The 17,860-nt window shown below is 59.2% G+C and carries 16 protein-coding genes; 5 read left to right on the plus strand and 11 right to left on the minus strand.

Annotation, left to right across the window (positions count from 1 at the left end; all coding sequences use genetic code 11):
- Positions 1-97: 97 nt before the first annotated feature.
- The 6 genes from purU to glyA form a co-directional block, all read right to left on the minus strand.
- The gene (gene purU, locus SLW75_RS19810; RefSeq protein ID WP_065991274.1) at positions 98-955 is read right to left on the minus strand and encodes a formyltetrahydrofolate deformylase; all 858 of its coding nucleotides are present in this window, start codon (positions 953-955) and stop codon (positions 98-100) included.
- A gap of 32 nt (positions 956-987) precedes the next feature.
- Positions 988-1,620: a sarcosine oxidase subunit gamma gene (locus SLW75_RS19815; protein WP_410935239.1), complete on the minus strand. Its 633-nt coding sequence runs from the start codon at positions 1,618-1,620 to the stop codon at positions 988-990.
- A gap of 153 nt (positions 1,621-1,773) precedes the next feature.
- Positions 1,774-4,794 (minus strand): sarcosine oxidase subunit alpha, encoded by a 3,021-nt coding sequence (locus tag SLW75_RS19820; protein WP_410935240.1) that lies wholly within the window; start codon positions 4,792-4,794, stop codon positions 1,774-1,776.
- Positions 4,791-5,105 (minus strand): sarcosine oxidase subunit delta, encoded by a 315-nt coding sequence (locus SLW75_RS19825; protein WP_065991271.1) that lies wholly within the window; start codon positions 5,103-5,105, stop codon positions 4,791-4,793. The genes SLW75_RS19820 and SLW75_RS19825 overlap by 4 nt, the downstream gene beginning before the upstream one ends.
- A gap of 14 nt (positions 5,106-5,119) precedes the next feature.
- The gene (locus tag SLW75_RS19830) at positions 5,120-6,370 is read right to left on the minus strand and encodes a sarcosine oxidase subunit beta family protein (protein ID WP_065991270.1); all 1,251 of its coding nucleotides are present in this window, start codon (positions 6,368-6,370) and stop codon (positions 5,120-5,122) included.
- Positions 6,371-6,385: 15 nt separating this feature from the next.
- Positions 6,386-7,639 carry a serine hydroxymethyltransferase gene (glyA, locus tag SLW75_RS19835; protein WP_065991269.1) on the minus strand — a complete coding sequence of 418 codons (1,254 nt, stop codon included), beginning with the start codon at positions 7,637-7,639 and terminating at the stop codon, positions 6,386-6,388.
- 583 nt (positions 7,640-8,222) lie between these two features.
- Between glyA and SLW75_RS19840 the strand changes: the two genes are divergently transcribed.
- The 3 genes from SLW75_RS19840 (at position 8,223) to SLW75_RS19850 (ending at position 10,366) form a co-directional block, all read left to right on the plus strand.
- On the plus strand, positions 8,223-8,459 hold the full coding sequence (locus SLW75_RS19840) for a hypothetical protein (RefSeq protein WP_410935241.1): 237 nt from the start codon (positions 8,223-8,225) through the stop codon (positions 8,457-8,459).
- Between the two features lie 667 nt (positions 8,460-9,126).
- Positions 9,127-9,603, plus strand: a complete 477-nt coding sequence (locus SLW75_RS19845) for a hypothetical protein (RefSeq protein WP_410935242.1) — start codon at positions 9,127-9,129, stop codon at positions 9,601-9,603.
- 340 nt (positions 9,604-9,943) lie between these two features.
- Complete coding sequence (locus SLW75_RS19850; RefSeq protein ID WP_410935243.1) at positions 9,944-10,366, plus strand: hypothetical protein; 423 nt, start codon at positions 9,944-9,946, stop codon at positions 10,364-10,366.
- Between the two features lie 107 nt (positions 10,367-10,473).
- On the opposite strand, the gene alaC is transcribed toward SLW75_RS19850, so the two are convergent.
- Positions 10,474-11,691 carry a pyridoxal phosphate-dependent aminotransferase gene (alaC, locus tag SLW75_RS19855; protein WP_410935244.1) on the minus strand — a complete coding sequence of 406 codons (1,218 nt, stop codon included), beginning with the start codon at positions 11,689-11,691 and terminating at the stop codon, positions 10,474-10,476.
- Between the two features lie 269 nt (positions 11,692-11,960).
- Positions 11,961-12,704 carry a TraX family protein gene (locus SLW75_RS19860; RefSeq protein ID WP_410935245.1) on the minus strand — a complete coding sequence of 248 codons (744 nt, stop codon included), beginning with the start codon at positions 12,702-12,704 and terminating at the stop codon, positions 11,961-11,963.
- A 99-nt stretch (positions 12,705-12,803) separates the two neighbouring features.
- On the opposite strand from SLW75_RS19860, the gene SLW75_RS19865 reads away from it, so the two are divergent.
- Complete coding sequence (locus SLW75_RS19865) at positions 12,804-13,844, plus strand: low specificity L-threonine aldolase (protein WP_410935246.1); 1,041 nt, start codon at positions 12,804-12,806, stop codon at positions 13,842-13,844.
- A gap of 67 nt (positions 13,845-13,911) precedes the next feature.
- Here SLW75_RS19865 and SLW75_RS19870 read toward each other — a convergent pair whose 3' ends face one another.
- Both SLW75_RS19870 and SLW75_RS19875 read right to left on the minus strand, forming a co-directional pair.
- Positions 13,912-14,214, minus strand: coding sequence for a cell division protein ZapA (locus SLW75_RS19870; protein ID WP_065991262.1), 303 nt, complete (start codon positions 14,212-14,214; stop codon positions 13,912-13,914).
- The gene (locus SLW75_RS19875; RefSeq protein ID WP_065991261.1) at positions 14,211-14,444 is read right to left on the minus strand and encodes a hypothetical protein; all 234 of its coding nucleotides are present in this window, start codon (positions 14,442-14,444) and stop codon (positions 14,211-14,213) included. The genes SLW75_RS19870 and SLW75_RS19875 overlap by 4 nt, the downstream gene beginning before the upstream one ends.
- 315 nt (positions 14,445-14,759) lie before the next feature.
- Here SLW75_RS19875 and SLW75_RS19880 point away from each other — a divergent pair, with 315 nt between their 5' ends.
- A complete protein-coding gene (locus SLW75_RS19880; RefSeq protein WP_410935247.1) occupies positions 14,760-16,385 on the plus strand; it encodes a methyl-accepting chemotaxis protein in 1,626 nt (541 codons plus the stop codon).
- Positions 16,386-16,460: 75 nt separating this feature from the next.
- On the opposite strand, the gene gbcB is transcribed toward SLW75_RS19880, so the two are convergent.
- Positions 16,461-17,561, minus strand: a complete 1,101-nt coding sequence (gbcB, locus tag SLW75_RS19885; protein ID WP_410935248.1) for a glycine-betaine demethylase subunit GbcB — start codon at positions 17,559-17,561, stop codon at positions 16,461-16,463.
- Positions 17,562-17,860: the final 299 nt, after the last annotated feature.

A 17,860-nucleotide genomic window follows, 5' to 3' on the forward strand; every position in this document is an offset into this window, starting at 1 on the left:
AGCAAAAGCGCTGCTGCCACTACACGGGCCCGAAACGTGTTGCGAGTGACGCCGCTTTTACTCTTGCGGCTTGAAGCTTGAAGCTTGCAACTAGCCCCTACAGCACCACCGTCCTGTTGGCATTGAGAAACACACGTCGCTCGATGTGATAACCCACCGCTCGCGCCAGGGTCAGGCCTTCGATGTCGCGGCCCTTGGCGATCAGGTCTTCAGGATAGTGACTGTGGTCGACCACTTCGACGCCCTGGGCGATGATCGGCCCTTCGTCGAGGTCGTTGTTGATGTAATGCGCCGTCGCGCCGACCAGTTTCACGCCCTTGTTGTAGGCCTGGTGATACGGCTTGGCGCCTTTGAAGCCCGGCAGCAGCGAGTGATGAATGTTGATCGCCTTGCCATCGAGCTTGCGGCACAGCTCCGGCGACAGCACTTGCATGTAGCGGGCAAGCACCACCAGTTCGGCGCCGGTGTCTTCGATCACCTTCATCACCCTGGCTTCCTGCGCCGGTTTGTCATTGGGGTCGAGGGGGAAATGGTAGTAGGGAATGTCGTGCCAGCGCGCCAGCGGTTCGAGGTCCGGGTGATTGGAAACGACGGCGACCACGTCCATGGACAGCTGATTGATGCGCTGTCGGTAGAGCAGATCGTTGAGACAGTGATCGGCTTTGGACACCATGATCACCACTTTCGGGCGGTAGTTCGGGGCGGTGAGTTCGAAGATCATGCCGAAGGATTCGCCGCGCTCGGCGAGGCCTGCACGGAAAGACGCTTCGTCAAACCCGTCCGGTTGACGGAATTCGACGCGGATGAAGAATCGGCTGGACAGCCGGTCATCGAACGAATGGTGCTCGGTGACGTAACAGCCCTGCTCGAAGAGATAACGCGTCACCGCGTCCACCGTGCCCAGCACGCTGGGGCAGTCGGCGGTCAGAATCCAGGTATCGGGGGCGCGGCTCATAGGTATTCCTTGATCGTGTGGTCAATCCGGGATCAGGCAGCGACGCTCAAACCATACTCCGCACTCGCATCCTGCAGCCACATCCACCAGTAATCGGCAAAGCTTCGGCGGATGACCAGTTCCCAGGCCTCTTCGCCGGTACGGCGGATCACCAGTTGCGATTTGGCGAATACCGTGCCGATGGCCTTGCCGACCGGGAAATTGTTCGGGTGCACGTCGTAGCTGGTGGATTTCATTAGCACTTCGCGGACCTTCGGGCCGGTCAGTTCCAGCAGCGATTGCCCGCCGCTGACGTTGACGACAGCGATGTGTATACCGGCGAGCGCTTCGCGCAGCTTCTGCTCGACGGCGAACTCTTCACCGGTCGGGACGATCAGCAGCCACTCATCCGGGCCAAGCCACTGGATCGAGCTATCGCCGCTTGAGACCAGCGCCAGCGCGCCCGGCAGTTCCATGCCCAGCGCCTTGTGCACGCCGGCCGCGAACGCCGGATCGTGCCCATTGCCACGGATGGTCAGGTGGCCGAGCAGTTTTTTCTCCCGCAGCACGACGCCCGGATTGCTGCGGCCTTTGCCGATCAGGCTCTGAAGGTCAGCATGAAACAGCGGCGACTCGGCTTTGGCGTCGGTCGCTGGCCGCTGTTGGTAAACGTTGGCTGTGGTCATAGAGCACCTGTGTTGAATTCTGTTGTTTCAGTGAACACGTTCCCGTAGGAGTGAGCTTGCTCGCGATCGCGGTGTATCAGTCACCAGATGTATGCCTGATCTCACGCCATCGCGAGCAAGCTCACTCCCACAGGGATATAAGCAAGCCAAGACTTACTCCACGTTCTGTTGATCACCCTTCGGATCGAAGAACACCGAGGACACAATCTCCGCCTCGATCACCGACCCATCCGCCAAGGGCGCAAACACCCGCTCGCCCATGCGCTTCAGCCCGCCCTTCACCACACCCATGGCAAATGAGTAACCCAGCGAGTTCGCCGCATAACTCGACGTCACGTGGCCCACCATCTTCATCGGAATCGACTGCTTCGGATCGAACACCAGTTGCGCGCCTTCCGGCAGCCACTGGGTCGGATCAATCGGCTTCAGGCCGACGAGTTGCTTGCGATCTTCCCGCACGCAATCCTCACGGTTCATGCCGCGCTGGCCGATCCACGAGAACGGCTTGGTGCGGCCGACACACCAGCCCATGTTCAGATCGTCCGGGGTCATCGAACCGTCGGTGTCCTGGCCGACGATGATGAAGCCCTTTTCGGCGCGCAGGACGTGCATGGTTTCAGTGCCGTACGGGGTCAGGTTGTACTGTTTGCCGGCTTCGGCGATTTTTTCCAGAACGCCCATGGCGTAGTCGGCCTGGATGTTCACTTCGTAGGAAAGCTCACCGGTAAACGAAATCCGGAACACTCGCGCCGGCACACCGGCCACCAGCCCCTCTTTCCAGGTCATGAACGGAAACGCTTCACGGCCCAGGTCGATGTCGGTCACTTCGCTGAGCAGCTTGCGGCTGTTCGGCCCGGACAGGGTCAGGGTCGCGTAGTGATCGGTGACGGAGGTGAAGTACACCTTCAGGTCCGGCCATTCGGTCTGTTGATAGATTTCCAGCCACTGCAGCACGCGTGCGGCGCCACCGGTCGTGGTGGTCATGATGAAGTGGTTATCGGCGATGCAGGCGGTCACGCCATCGTCGAAGACCATGCCGTCTTCCTTGCACATCAGGCCGTAACGGGCCTTGCCCACGTCCAGTTTGGTCCAGGCGTTGGTGTAGATCCGGTTCAGAAATTCCCGCGCATCCGGGCCTTGAATGTCGATCTTGCCTAGCGTCGATGCGTCCAGCAGACCGACGCTGTCGCGCACAGCCTTGCATTCGCGGCGCACGGCGGCGTGGATGTCTTCACCGGCTTTCGGGAAATACCACGGACGTTTCCACTGACCGACGTCTTCGAATTCAGCGCCGTTCTTGACGTGCCAGGCGTGCAGCGCGGTGAAGCGCACAGGCTCGAAGACGTGACCGCAGTGACGGCCTGCGATGGCGCCGAAGGTCACCGGCGTGTAGTTCGGGCGGAACATGGTGGTGCCCATTTCCGGGATCGACACGTTCAGCGAACGGGCGGCAATCGCCAGGCCGTTGACGTTGCCGAGCTTGCCCTGGTCGGTACCGAAACCCAGCGCGGTGTAGCGTTTGACGTGCTCGACGGACTCGAAACCCTCGCGGGTCGCCAGCTCGATGGCCGCTGCAGTGACGTCGTTCTGCAGGTCGACGAATTGCTTCGGCGCACGGGCGGTGCCCTTCTCGTGCGGGACTTGAAACAGCGCCAGAGTCGGTTCTTCCACGCGGCTCAGCGCTTTGGGCAGTACGCCTTCGACCGGTTTGAAGCCGGCTTCACTGGCGGCACGAACACCGCCTTCAAAACCGTCGGCCAGCGAGTCGCCGAGCGCGTAAACGCCGTTCACACCGCCGACGCAGACGCGTTTCTGCGGCGCTTCGCCCGGCACGAAACCGAGGATGTCCTCGCGCCAGACCGGCTTGCCACCGAGGTGCGAAGCCAGGTGAACGATCGGGCTGTAACCCCCGGAGCTGGCGACCAGATCGCAGTCGAGCCATTCACCGGGGCTGGCGACCTTGTGGGCTTTGACGTCGATGGCGGCCACGCGGGCGGCACTGACGCGCTTGCTGCCACGGGCTTCCACCACGGCGCTGCCGGTCAGGATCCGAATGCCTTTGGCGCGGGCCTCTTCCACCAACGCACCGCGCGGGTTGTGACGCGCATCGGCGACGGCCACCACGTGCAGGCCAGCATCGAGCCAGTCCAGCGCCACGCGATAGGCGTAATCGTTGTTGGTCGACAGCACCAGTTTCTTGCCCGGCGCCACACCATAGCGGCGCACGTAAGTGGAGACCGCGCCGGCCAGCATGTTGCCCGGTACATCGTTGTTGCCGTAAACCAGCGGACGCTCGTGGGTGCCGCTCGCCAGCACCACGCGCTGGGCGCGAACCCGGTGCATGCGCTGACGTACCTGGCCGATTGGCGCGCGGTCGCCGAGGTGATCAGTCAGCCGCTCGTGAATGGTCAGGAAATTGTGGTCGTGATAGCCGTTCACCGTGGCGCGCGGCAGCAGGGTGACGTTGGGCAGGCCTTTGAGTTCGGCCACCACCGTCGCCACCCAGTCCGCCGCCGGTTTGCCGTCCAGACTTTCGCGGCTGTCCAACAGGCTGCCGCCAAATTCTTCCTGTTCGTCCGCCAGGATGACCCGAGCACCGCTGCGCGCAGCCGCCAGTGCAGCGGCCAGACCTGCAGGGCCGGCGCCGACCACCAGCACGTCGCAGTGCTGGTTCATGTTGTCGTAGGTGTCCGGATCCAGCTCGGTCGGCGAACGCCCGAGGCCCGCTGCCTTGCGGATGTACTTCTCGTAAGTCATCCAGAACGACTGCGGGTACATGAAGGTTTTGTAGTAGAAACCCGGCGGCATCAGCTTGCCGCCGACCTTGCCGAGAATGCCCATCATGTCGGTGTTCACGCTCGGCCAGCCATTGGTGCTGGTCGCGACAAGGCCCGAGTAAAGCGCCTGTTGCGTGGCGCGCACGTTGGGAATCTGCGTGGCTTCGGTGGCGCCGATCTGCAGCACGGCATTCGGCTCTTCGGAACCTGCCGCAAAGATGCCGCGGGGCCGCGAGTACTTGAAGCTCCGGCCGATGATGTCGACACCGTTGGCGAGCAAGGCGGCGGCCAGGGTGTCGCCTTCAAAACCCTGGTAGGTCTGGCCGTTGAAGTTGAAATTGAGAACCTTGCTGCGATCGATGCGGCCGCCGTTGGGCAGGCGATTGGACTGGCTCATACCTGTTCTCCCTTTCTGATCGCGGGCGCGGGATTGACGAACTGCGGCTGTGTGCCGATCGGATAGGTTTCGAGAATCTCGTAGGTCACGGTGTCACGCGTGGTGTTGAAGTACTGCCGGCAACCCGCCGCGTGAATCCACAACTCGTGGTGCAAACCGCGCGGGTTGTCGCGGAAAAACATGTAGTCGCCCCACTCTTCGTCGGTGCAGGCCGCCGGGTCCAGCGGACGCGGGATGTGGGCCTGACCGGAGACGTGGAATTCCTCTTCGGAGCGCAGTTCGCCACAGTGAGGACAGAAGATATGCAACATGGGAAAGTCCTCTGTTAGTGGGCTACGGCTGCAGCGCCGTGTTCATCAATCAATGCGCCGTTATGGAACCGGTCGATTGAGAAGGGTTTGGCCAGCGGGTGCATTTCGCCCTTAGCCAGGCTTGCAGCAAACACGTTGCCCGAGCCCGGCGTCGCCTTGAAGCCACCCGTGCCCCAACCGCAGTTGAAGAACATGTTCGGCACAGGCGTCTTGGAAATGATCGGGCAGGCGTCCGGCGTGGTGTCGACGATGCCGCCCCACTGGCGGTTCATGCGCACCCGCGACAGCACCGGGAACATCTCGACGATGGCCTGAATGGTGTGCTCGATCACCGGGTACGAGCCGCGCTGGCCGTAGCCGATCCAGCTGTCGATGCCGGCACCGATCACCAGATCGCCCTTGTCGGACTGGCTGATATAACCGTGTACGGCGTTGGACATGATCACGCTGTCGATGATGGGTTTGATCGGCTCCGATACGAGCGCTTGCAGCGGATGGGATTCCACCGGCAGACGGAAACCGGCGAGCTTGGCCATATGGCCGGAGTTGCCGGCCGTCACCACGCCGACGCGCTTGGCGCCGATGAAGCCTTTGTTGGTTTCAACGCCGATGCACACGCCGTTTTCTTTGCGGAAGCCGGTCACTTCGGTCTGTTGAATCAGGTCCACGCCCAACGCATCCGCGGCGCGGGCATAGCCCCAGGCCACGGCGTCATGACGCGCCACACCGCCGCGACGTTGCACGGTGGCGCCGATGATCGGGTAACGGGTGTTTTTCGAGCAGTCGAGGTACGGAATTTCTTCAGCCACTTGCTTGCCGTTGAGCAGCTCGCCATCGACGCCGTTCAAGCGGTTGGCGCTGACGCGGCGCTCGGAATCACGCATGTCCTGCAGGGTGTGGCACAGGTTGTACACGCCGCGCTGGGAGAACATGACGTTGTAATTGATGTCTTGGGAAAGGCCTTCCCACAGTTTCATCGCGTGTTCGTACAAGTGCGCGGATTCGTCCCACAGGTAGTTGGAACGCACGATGGTGGTGTTACGCGCGGTATTGCCGCCGCCCAACCAGCCTTTTTCGACCACGGCCACATTGGTGATGCCGTGTTCTTTGGCCAGGTAGTACGCCGTCGCCAGACCGTGCCCGCCGCCGCCGACAATCACGACGTCGTAGACCTTTTTCGGGGTCGGCGTGCGCCACATGCGCTGCCAGTTTTCGTGGTGGCTGAGGGAGTGTTTGAAGAGGCCGAAGCCCGAGTAATGCTGCATGGTGCGACTCCTGACTCAGCGGTAAACCGGGAAATCGGCGCACAGCGCGGAGACCTGCTCGGCAACGTTGGCCTCGACATCGGCGTCGCCGAGGTTGTCGAGGATGTCGCAGATCCAGCCGGCCAGCGTGATGCACTGAGTAACTTTGAAACCGCGCGTGGTCACGGCGGGAGTGCCGATGCGCAGGCCCGACGTCACGAACGGCGATTGCGGATCGTTCGGCACGGCGTTCTTGTTGACGGTGATGTGCGAGCGACCCAATGCTGCGTCAGCGTCCTTCCCGGTCAGGCCCTGACGGATCAGGCTGACGAGGAACAGGTGGTTATCGGTCCCGCCCGAAACAACGTCGTAACCGCGATCAATGAACACCTGCGCCATGGCCTGGGCGTTGTCGATCACTTGCTGTTGATAGGCTTTGAAACCGGGCTCCATGGCTTCTTTGAAGCAGATGGCCTTGCCGGCAATCACGTGCATCAATGGGCCACCCTGGGCACCCGGAAACACAGCGGAGTTGAGCTTTTTCTCAATCTCTTCGTTGGCTTTGGCCAGGATCAAACCGCCACGTGGACCGCGCAGGGTTTTGTGGGTGGTGGTGGTGACCACATCGGCGTACGGCAGCGGGTTCGGGTACAAACCGGCAGCGACCAGACCGGCGACGTGGGCCATGTCGACGAACAGCAGCGCGCCCACTTTGTCGGCGATCTGGCGGAAGCGCGGGAAATCCAGGGTTTTGGAGTAGGCCGAGAAACCGGCAACGATCATCTTCGGTTTGTGCTCGACGGCCAGTCGCTCGACTTCGTCGTAATCGATCAGGCCAGTGGCAACGTCGATGCCGTATTGAACGGCGTTGTACAGCTTGCCCGAGGACGACACTTTGGCGCCGTGGGTCAGGTGACCGCCATGGGCCAGACTCATGCCCAGCAAGGTGTCACCCGCTTGCAGCAGCGCCAGGTAAACCGCGCTGTTGGCCGACGAACCGGAATGCGGCTGGACGTTGGCGTAATCGGCGCCGAACAGGAGCTTGGCGCGATCGATCGCCAGTTGCTCGACCTTATCGACGTGCTCGCAGCCGCCGTAATAACGTTTGCCGGGATAACCCTCGGCGTATTTGTTGGTCAGGCCGCTGCCCTGAGCCTGCATCACGCGCTTGCTGGTGTAGTTCTCCGAGGCGATCAGCTCGATGTGGTCTTCCTGACGCTGCTCCTCGGCACTGATCGCGGCCAACAGTGCATCGTCATAACCCTGAATCTGGTCTTGCTTGCTGAACATCGCGGTTCTCCCAGCGGCGGCGCGGCGCCTGAATGATCGACAGGGCCTTGAACTGCCCTTTGGCCACGATGGTATGGCTGACGCTGACAGCCCAGATGCCTACGCACGCCACACAAAGGCGCGTTTACGACATGGGTTAGGCAGGAGCATTGGTTGCGCAGGATAGGTAATGCTCCTGCGAGGATGCGCAGTGCACGTGAAAGCCCCGGCTGAGCCGGGAAGTCTTGGTCGAACGATTTCACAGTTAGAAGCGGTTGTTGACTAGAAGCGGTTGCGCGACCGGGTGTTCAAATTTTCAACTTCAAGCCCACTCGACATCCGACGAACGGCCACAATACCTGTCATTTCTGACAGTAGACGCGCCTTACCCGCAGGCCTAAAGTCAAATTGCAGCTCAGGCGTAAGTCGTTGAATCGCGGCAAAGCTTCACGATAGCTATGAAGCAAACTAGATAAAGCACGGCTGGCTCATATTAGCCGTGCCCCAATCAACAACAGCACTCTGCGCCAAAATGCTTTCGAAAACTATCCCCTGACGCATACCTGTATCTGGGCATCACCACACTGTAAGAAGGATAACCACCATGGCTAATATCCCTGCGAAAATTTATGTAAATGATGTGTATAAAGGCGAAGCACCTTTGCAAGACTGGACCTTTGCGGCGCTCAGCCAAGGTGATCTCCTGACAGTTTCCTTTCTGAGCCCCGACGTGTACACGGTAATACGAAAAGGGTTGGCGCATATAGAAGGTGATAGCTCCATCACAACACAGTACTTCGTGTACTTGACTTCATCTCCTCAAGTTATTGCTCATCCGTAAAAGGCTGCGTGAGCCGAGCCGCCCTCCTGGCTCACTAGGCAATAAGAAACATAGTTAAAATTGGGCAACCTTCTGCGAACAAGCCCACTGCGATTACAATTACCACTCCTTAACTAAAGCAGTGAAATTATTAGCATTAAGTGACGGTCGTCGCAGACAAGCTCATCGTAGAATTTTGCATCTTGCGAACTCTCTCGCTTACTGTCGGGGGAGAGTTTTTCAGCTAATCAGGCCGGTTTTACAGACAACAACCCATCCGCCCGGAACATCCAGCGAATCATCAGCGCTCTAAAACACATCAGCCCAATGGGCACGGGGACTGTCAAAACTGACAGTATTCAAATAGCGATGACGGGCTTACTTTTGGGTAAACGGAATGCCAGCTACTCAATCAAGGGAATGATCATGGGCACAATCGCAAGGTCGCATACGCTAACTCCCCAGTTGTGGAAAAGCCTGAGGGGGAAACACGTCAGTCGGCAGGGGCCTGCTACTGAGCCGTTGCTCTTTCTGACTCAAGGCGTGTTTCATACGGTGGATATAGAAGGCTCGGTCAAGCTGAGGATTATTCGCGAACTGAACTCAGCTGAGGCGCTGATTGCCGTCTACGTCGAGGATTCGGACGAAGTTCTTTCGGCCACAGTCGCAGTGGGCGATGCCAGGCTTTATGCGACCCCCCCAAGACATCGTTCATCAGGACGGCGGGTACTATTCGGTCATTCTCAAGATCATTTCCTATCCGGACGCAGAAGTGGTCGCCGATATCTACTTATGGGAACTACCAACCATAGCGGCACCGCTGTCCATCGAATCCGACCTTGCGCTGTATCTTCCAAAAGGCTCGACTTTTTACGTAAGTCCCTCTGAAGAAGACATTGTGATGGACAGAACGTTGAGACTGTCTGCAGACCGCCAAGTATCGGTGAACATCCGTACTGTTGAGGGACGTAGTTACTCGAAAACAGTCACGGAAGCCGAAGCAACTCGATGTGCCGCGCCCGGTGATTACTATGCAGAGAACAGTTCCAATAAACTGTCGGTCATCTATGGCATCACCACACATCCCGAATTACCCTCATCGCCGATCCTCAAGCATATGCCGCTGCCGGATGTGCCGAGGTCCCGCCATGACCTCGGCAAATGAGTGACGACATGCCGTATTTAGGCGTAATCCATCCGCATCCCGGAACATGTGCGCCGAATGTCGCAATCAGACCGTTTTGGCAACGCTCGGCAATACTTCTGCGGCACCGCAAATTCACTCACGTTGCGCCCAGCGGCACTACCAGCGGCGGCATTACCTGTCATTTCTGACAGTAGACGTGCTTGGCGCATCGGCCTACGTTGGAAGTGCATCGATTTGGGATGACCCGCTTCAAAGCTGAAAATTACTGCTTGATCCACTAAGTTAAGTCTGAACAAAGCGCCAAACTTATTAACGCATGTAAATTTGATATTCATCTAAGCTCAAAAGGACTGACGACATGACTGACCCAAACAACGATAAAAAACAGTATATAGAGCTAACAGCGGGCCCCCTCTCGATCAATGAGGGCTTGTTTTATGTTTATCCTGGCGACTGGTACTCATGGATAGACCCTGAAGGTGGCGGAGGCGGAGAACAAGTAGTTTTATACAGAGTTTTCACCTACATCCCGTCAACAGGGGAAGTCGCTGTAGCCTATAACGCCACTACACCCGGAGGCCAAAAAAAGACAACCGAAAAACCAGAGGTTGATCGCATCACTGACGGCTTTTACTTTCAGGTTCAGGCCGAGGACTACATTCACATCGACTTTACGACCAAATATAAAGTCTACAATAAAACAGTTATTTTTGATGAACGCACAGACACGGCAGTCGTCAGGCTTCTCGTTGAGACCGTGGAGGATCCGGCCAAATCGTGACCGTCACTTCGCCACCCTCACAGGATCGACGAGTCACCGATTAATTGTAGACGCTTGCAAACCCTGAGCTCTCCCCTGCTACTGCAAGGGAGAGTTTGATAATTGAATCAGAGCAACTTCGCAGGCAGCAGTCCATCCGCCCTGAACATCCCGCGAATACCGCGTACAGCCTGACGGATGCGGTCCTGATTCTCGATAAGCGCAAAGCGCACATGGTCGTCGCCATATTCACCAAAACCGACGCCAGGCGACACGCAGACTTTGGCTACGGCCAGCAGTTTCTTCGCGAACTCAAGTGACCCGAGGTGCGCATAAGCCTCGGGAATCTTGGCCCAGACGTACATCGACGCTTTCGGGTTTTCGACCATCCAGCCCAGTTCGTGCAGGCCTTTGACCAGCACGTTACGACGCTGGCGGTACTGCTCGGCGATGTCGAGCACGCACTGTTGATCGCCTTCCAGCGCAGCGATGGCGGCGACTTGCAGCGGCGTGAACGTGCCGTAATCGTGGTAGCTCTTGATCCGCGCCAGTGCATTGACCAGCTCGGGATTGCCGACCATGAAGCCGATGCGCCAGCCGGCCATGTTGTAGCTCTTGGACAGGGTGAAAAACTCCACCGCAATGTCCTTGGCGCCTGGGACCTGCATGATCGACGGGGCTTTCCAGCCGTCATAAACGATGTCGGCGTAGGCCAGGTCGTGAACCACCAGCACGTCGTACTGTTTGGCAAGGGCAACGACGCGCTCGAAAAAATCCAGCTCGACGCATTGAGCGGTCGGATTGGATGGGAAACCCAGAATCATCATCTTCGGTTTGGGGATCGAGCCGCGAATGGCTTTCTCCAGCTCGGCGAAGAAGTCCACGCCCGGCACCAGCGGCACGGAGCGCACCTGGGCGCCGGCGATCACGGCGCCGTAGATGTGAATCGGATAACTGGGGTTCGGCACCAGGACGGTGTCGCCCTGATCCAGCGTGGCGAGCATCAAGTGCGCCAGGCCTTCCTTGGAGCCGATGGTGACGATGGCTTCATCTTCTGGGTCGATGTCGACGTCGTAGCGTTTTTTATACCAGCTGGAAATCGCCCGACGTAGACGCGGGATGCCACGCGAAGTCGAGTAGCCGTGAGTGTCTTCACGTTGGGCGACGGTGACCAGTTTCTCGACGATGTGCGGCGGCGTTGCCCCGTCGGGGTTGCCCATGCTCAGGTCGATGATGTCCTCACCACGACGACGCGCAGCCATTTTCAGCTCGGCGGTGATGTTGAACACGTAAGGGGGGAGTCGATCGATGCGCGCAAAGCGGCGCGGCGAACCTTGGTCTGCCATGGAAACCTCTGAAGACGTAAGCGCCCGGAACCGTCCGAGCGACGCTGGCCACTGCGGTGGCCTGAGGCGGAAGATACGGGCGGTGACGGCGGTTTGTCTAGAGCGACACCGAGAAACTGATGGTGCTCACACAGGCCTCTTCCCGGCTGAAGCCGGTCCCACTAACACACCGAGTTCGACAGTAGGACCGGCTTTAGCCGGGAAGGCGTCGGAGGTCAGAACATAAAGCCCAGGGCGCACACGCTGCGTAAATGTCCTCCAAACCACCGTCATTCGATGATCTGCCGCAGCCCGAAGAGCAGCAAAAAATGCACCGGATAAATCAGGTACGCCCACCGCCGCATCGGCCACACCCCGAATGCCGGGCGCCCGCGAACAATCGCTAACCCCAACAGCGGTGCCAGCAGACAGGCCGTCAGGGCGCCGATGGAAATCGGGTCGCCCCACAGCATGCCATCGATGATTTTCGGCCACTCGTTGCTCAACAAGCAGACAATCCCCGGCACAATCGCCAGCCATAACGAGGTCCGCAACACGAGCACAAACGCCAGCGGCAGCAACACCCCATACATGCCGAACATCAACTGCGGTCCAAACAGCGCACCGATAACCAGGGCAGCGATCCCCAGCAGCCGCGCAGGCCATGACCGACTCATCCCGCCCTGCGCAACCAGCAAACCCAGCGCCAGCGTCGGCGATACATTGAGCGTCGTGACCTCACCGGCCATGTAAATCCGATAGGGCAGCTCCGCGATCACAGAAAACACGGCCAGCCAGGCCAGATATTTCCACTTGATCGACGAATCCACTTCGCGCCGGCCAGTGCGCACGACGTTGACCGCGATCGCCAGGCAGAACCAAGGGAATGCCAGGCGCCCCGGTACGTACAGCCAATTGGCGTGCCAGCCGACATAGCGCAGGTGGTCCATCACCATGCTCAGCATCGCCAGCCACTTGAGCAGGTCCAGCGCGCGATCACGCGCGGGTAAGGTCACTGATTTCGTTTCGGTCATATTGCTTCGCTGCCTGGCTGAATTTTCCGACGCAAGAATGCATGACCAAACCGATCAACTTTGGTTACAGTCGCAGGCTTCGATTACAGGGAACCGGCCATGTCAGACCAAAGCCAGCAGTTTGCCAGCGACAACTATTCGGGAATCTGCCCGGAGGCGTGGGCGGCCATGGATCAAGCCAATCACGGGCACCAGCGTGCCTATGGCGACGACCAGTGGACAGCGCGCGCGGCCGATCAATTCCGTCAGTTGTTCGAAACAGACTGCGAGGTGTTCTTCGCCTTCAACGGCACAGCGGCCAACTCCCTGGCGCTGTCATCCCTCTGCCAGAGTTACCACAGCGTCATCTGCTCGGAAACGGCTCACGTCGAAACCGACGAATGCGGCGCGCCGGAGTTCTTCTCCAACGGCTCCAAACTGCTGACCGCACGCAGCGAGAACGGCAAGCTGACACCCGCGTCCATTCGTGAAGTCGCGCTCAAACGCGCCGACATCCATTATCCGAAACCCCGAGTGGTCACGCTGACCCAAGCCACGGAAGTGGGCAGCGTGTATCAGCCGCAAGAGCTCAAGGCCATCAGCGAGACCTGCAAGGAGCTGGGCCTGAACCTGCACATGGACGGCGCCCGCTTCGCCAATGCCTGCGCGTTCCTGGGTTGCTCGCCTGCGGAGCTGACCTGGAAAGCCGGCGTTGATGTGCTGTGCTTCGGCGGTACCAAAAACGGCATGGCAGTGGGCGAGGCGATCCTGTTCTTCAATCACAAGCTCGCCGAAGACTTCGACTACCGCTGCAAACAGGCCGGGCAACTCGCCTCGAAGATGCGTTTTCTGTCGGCACCGTGGGTAGGTTTGCTGGAAAACGACGCCTGGCTCAAGCACGCACGACACGCGAATAGCTGCGCGCAGTTGCTTGCGGATCTGGTCAAGGATATTCCCGGGGTGGAATTGATGTTCCCCGTGCAGGCCAACGGCGTTTTCCTGCAATTATCGGAAGCGGCCATTGCTGCGCTGACCGCACGAGGCTGGCGCTTCTACACCTTCATCGGCGTCGGTGGCGCGCGCTTCATGTGTTCGTGGGACACCGAAGAAGCCCGCGTAAGGGAGCTGGCAGCGGATATCCGGCTGGTGATGGGAAGCTGAAAACAGCTGGCCCGTCACCGGCAGGTCGCAGCCCATCAGCAGTCAGCGGATGGGCTGCACCGGCGCCTCACCCCTGAGCAATCACCTTCTCGATCACCTCGACCGTCGCGCTGACCTTGTCTTCATAACGGCTCAGCGCTTCGGCGTGTTGTTGCTTGAGTTCGATCTGCTTTGAACACAGGTTCAACGCCGCCAGCACCAGCAAGCGGTCGCCGATCAGCGTCGGGTAACTGCGCTTGGTTTCGAACAGTGCCGATTTCAGCATCGACACAGCGTCCATCAAAGTCTGCTCTTGGCCGGCAGGTGCCTTGATCGTGTAGTCGTTGCCAAGAATGGAAATAACCTTGGCGCCGTCCTGATCGGTGATCATGCGTCAACCGCGCTGACGCTGGTGGCGCGATCGACCAACGCCTGAATACGCGCAGCCGTTGCACCCTGTTTCTCTTCCTGCTCCATCAGGCTCAACTGCAGACTGTCGTTGTCATCCCTGGCTTGTTTCAACTCTTCGGCGAGTTGTGCGTTCGTGTTCTGCAGCTCCTGATTGTGCTGTACCAGGTCACTGACGAGCTTTTCCAACTGGCTTAGGGATGCTTCCAACATTTTGATATCTCAGGCAAATTTCAAAGGGCGCGTACGATAAAGAAAAGTCACTTTAGCTACCAGTGAAATCAGGGCATTCATGCCACTACACCGACCAACAAGCATCTCTACAACTCTATTCCGCAAACGCATAGCGGCCCTGATTGACTCCATTTTTGCGATCTTGTTCCTGCTGCTCGTCAGGTCATCGACTGCGACATAACCGCGCAGCGCAGAGCAACGGGATCAAGTCCCCGTAAAGACGACCGATAAGCCGTGCATCTCTGTCCCTTCTCACTTTCGCCTCGCATGGATCGCGGCCTCTCTGGAACCGTAATGTCCCTACGTAATTTGAATATAGCGCCCCGCGCTTTTCTCGGATTTGCCGTCATCGGCCTCCTGATGCTGATTCTGGGCGTGTTCGCTCTCTCGCAAATGAACAAAATCAACAACGCCAACGTCGCCATGGCCACCAAAAGCATGCCGAGCATCAAGGCGCTGGATAAATTGACGGAAGGCAGCATCCGCCTGCGTGTTCTGTCCTATCGCCTGATGCTGAACCGCGACCCCGACACGCTGCAGAAAACCACTGAATTGTTTGCCATGCGCAACAAGCAGATCGACGACGCCCGGACAATCTACGCCAAGATGATTTCCGCGCCCGAAGAGCAGTCGGCCTACGACCAGTACGTCAAGTTGCTCAACGACTACCGCCAGCTTGAAAGCCGTATGAAGACGCTGAGTCAGGCCAACGACATGACCGAGCTGACCCGTTTGCTCAGCGCCGATCTGCAGACCAACTCAGACCAGATGAACGTGGTGCTCGCCAAGCTGATTGAGATGAATACCCAACAGGTCAATGAAGCCAGTGCGACGGCCACTCAACAGTATTCGAGCGCGTTCACGATGGTCGTCACGCTGCTGATCATTGCCACTGTGCTGACCGTGTTGTTCGCCTGGTTGCTCACCAACAGCATCACCCGACCTATCGCTTCGGCACTGAACGCCGCTGAAGACATTGCCGAAGGCGATCTGACGCGCACCATCAACGTGGACGGAACGGACGAAGCAGGCCGTTTGCTGGCCGCGATGCTGAAGATGCAGTCCAAGCTGCGCGACACCCTGCAGCGTATTTCCGGTTCGGCAACCCAGCTCGCTTCGGCCGCCGAAGAGCTGAACGCTGTCACCGACGAAAGCGCGCTCGGCCTCTCCAAGCAAAACGACGAAATCGAACAGGCCGCCACTGCGGTCAACCAAATGACCAGCGCCGTGGAAGAAGTCGCACGCAACGCTGTGAGCACCTCGGAAGCGTCGAAGAACGCTACGACGTCCGCCAGCGATGGCCGTGATCTGGTGCAGGAAACCGTCACCGCCATCGAACGCATGAGCACTGATGTGCAGAGCACCTCCACGTTGATCGGTAACCTGGCGGACGAATCCCGTGACATCGGCAAAGTGCTGGATGTGATCCGCGGTCTGGCGGACCAGACCAACCTGTTGGCCCTCAATGCCGCCATTGAAGCGGCCCGTGCGGGTGAAGCGGGTCGCGGGTTTGCGGTAGTGGCCGATGAAGTCCGCGCCCTCGCCCACCGCACTCAGCAGTCGACCAGCGAAATCGAGCGCATGATCGGCAGCATCCAGGGCGGTACCGAGCAGGCTGTGAACTCCATGCGCAGCAGCACTGAACGCGCCGAGTCCACCCTGAACATCGCCAAAGGCGCAGGCCTTGCGCTGGACACTATCAACAGCGCCGTTGTGGAAATCAATGAACGCAACCTGGTGATCGCCAGCGCGGCGGAAGAGCAGGCCCAGGTCGCTCGGGAAGTGGACCGCAACCTGGTCAACATCCGCGACCTGTCGACTCAATCTGCGACAGGTGCCAACCAGACCAGCGCAGCGAGCAACGAGCTGTCGCGCCTGGCCGTGGATTTGAACGGGATGGTTGCGCGCTTCAAGGTTTAACCGACGTTAAAGCGCCGACTCCACACCGAGTCGGCTCTTTAGGCCGCGGAGAGCGTTTGAGGACGGCGTCAGGCCTCAATACTCAATCCGGACATCCCCCTTCGGCACGCTGCAGCACGCCAGGATGTAGCCTTCGTCCACGTCGTCATCGGTGATGCCGCCGTTGTGTTCCATCTCGACCTCCCCGCTTAGCTTCATCACCTTGCACGTACCGCAGATGCCCATGCCGCATGCCTTGGGAATCATCAGGCCAAGCTTGGCAGCCGCCGCATGGACGGTTTCGCCCGGCGCGACGCGGATACTCTTGCCGGTGTCGGTGAATTCAACCTGATTCAATTCAGCGACATCGAGATCCGGCGCATCGGCGGCCTGTTCGGCATGCTCCACGGCGTCGGCGCGGGCTTCCGGTGGCGTCGCGCCAAAGGATTCTTCGTGGTACTGCGCCATGTTGAAACCGTTGGCTTCAAGCAACCGCTTGACCGCACTCATGTACGGCGTCGGCCCGCAGCAGAACACCTCCCGCTCCATGAAATCCGGGGCCATCAGTTCGAGCATCTTCTGGTTCAGATAACCGCGATAACCTGCCCACGGCTCACCCAACCCGTGCTTTTCACAGACGATGTGCAGGGCGAAATTATTGATTCGCGACGCCATCTGCTCCAACTCGCGGTGGTAGATGATGTCTTTTGGCGAGCGCGAACTGTGCACGAAGACCATGTCGACGTTGGCGTTGGTGTCGTAGTACCAGCGTGCCATGGACATGACCGGCGTGATGCCGACGCCGCCGCTGAGGTAGAGGATTTTCGGGTTCGGGAAGTCGATGGCGTTGAACAGCCCCACCGGCCCGTGCACCGCCAGCTCCTGGCCTTCGTGCAGCGTGTCGTGCAGCCAGTTTGACACCTTGCCGCCGGGCACACGCTTGATGGTGATAGAAAAGCTATAGGGCACCGAAGGCGAACTGGAGATGGTGTACGAGCGCATGATTGGCACGCCGTCGATTTCCAGCTCCAGGGTGACGAACTGGCCGGGCTTGAAGAAGAACAGAATCGGCTGGTCGGCCATGAAGCAGAACGTGCGCACGTCCCAGGTTTCCTGGATCACTTTGACGACCCGCACCAGATGGCGGCCGTTGGCCCACGTCTGGGTGTTGACCGGGCAGAGGAAACTCTGGGACATACACACTCTCCACGGCCGACGGTCGGCCTCTCATGGTGGCGATTCTGCGTAACGCGCGAGCCGCCTATTTACCTATCAGCGACATTCACATACTTATGGCGACCAGCCCCGGTCTATAGGGGCCGGGCCGTCGGAAACGGATTCGGCCATGTCGCCCATGGATAAGGTTCAGGTCGCGCCCGGCTCCACACTCGCCATCAATTCATTACAGATTCTTTATCCATCGGCCTGGGCGTCAGAAATCACTGCCGCCTCGCGCGCTTCGCTACACACCCACCGTATCAGCCACATTCGTAGAC

The organism is Pseudomonas sp. W5-01, assembly GCF_046540435.1.
Lineage (GTDB): Bacteria > Pseudomonadota > Gammaproteobacteria > Pseudomonadales > Pseudomonadaceae > Aquipseudomonas > Aquipseudomonas graminis_B.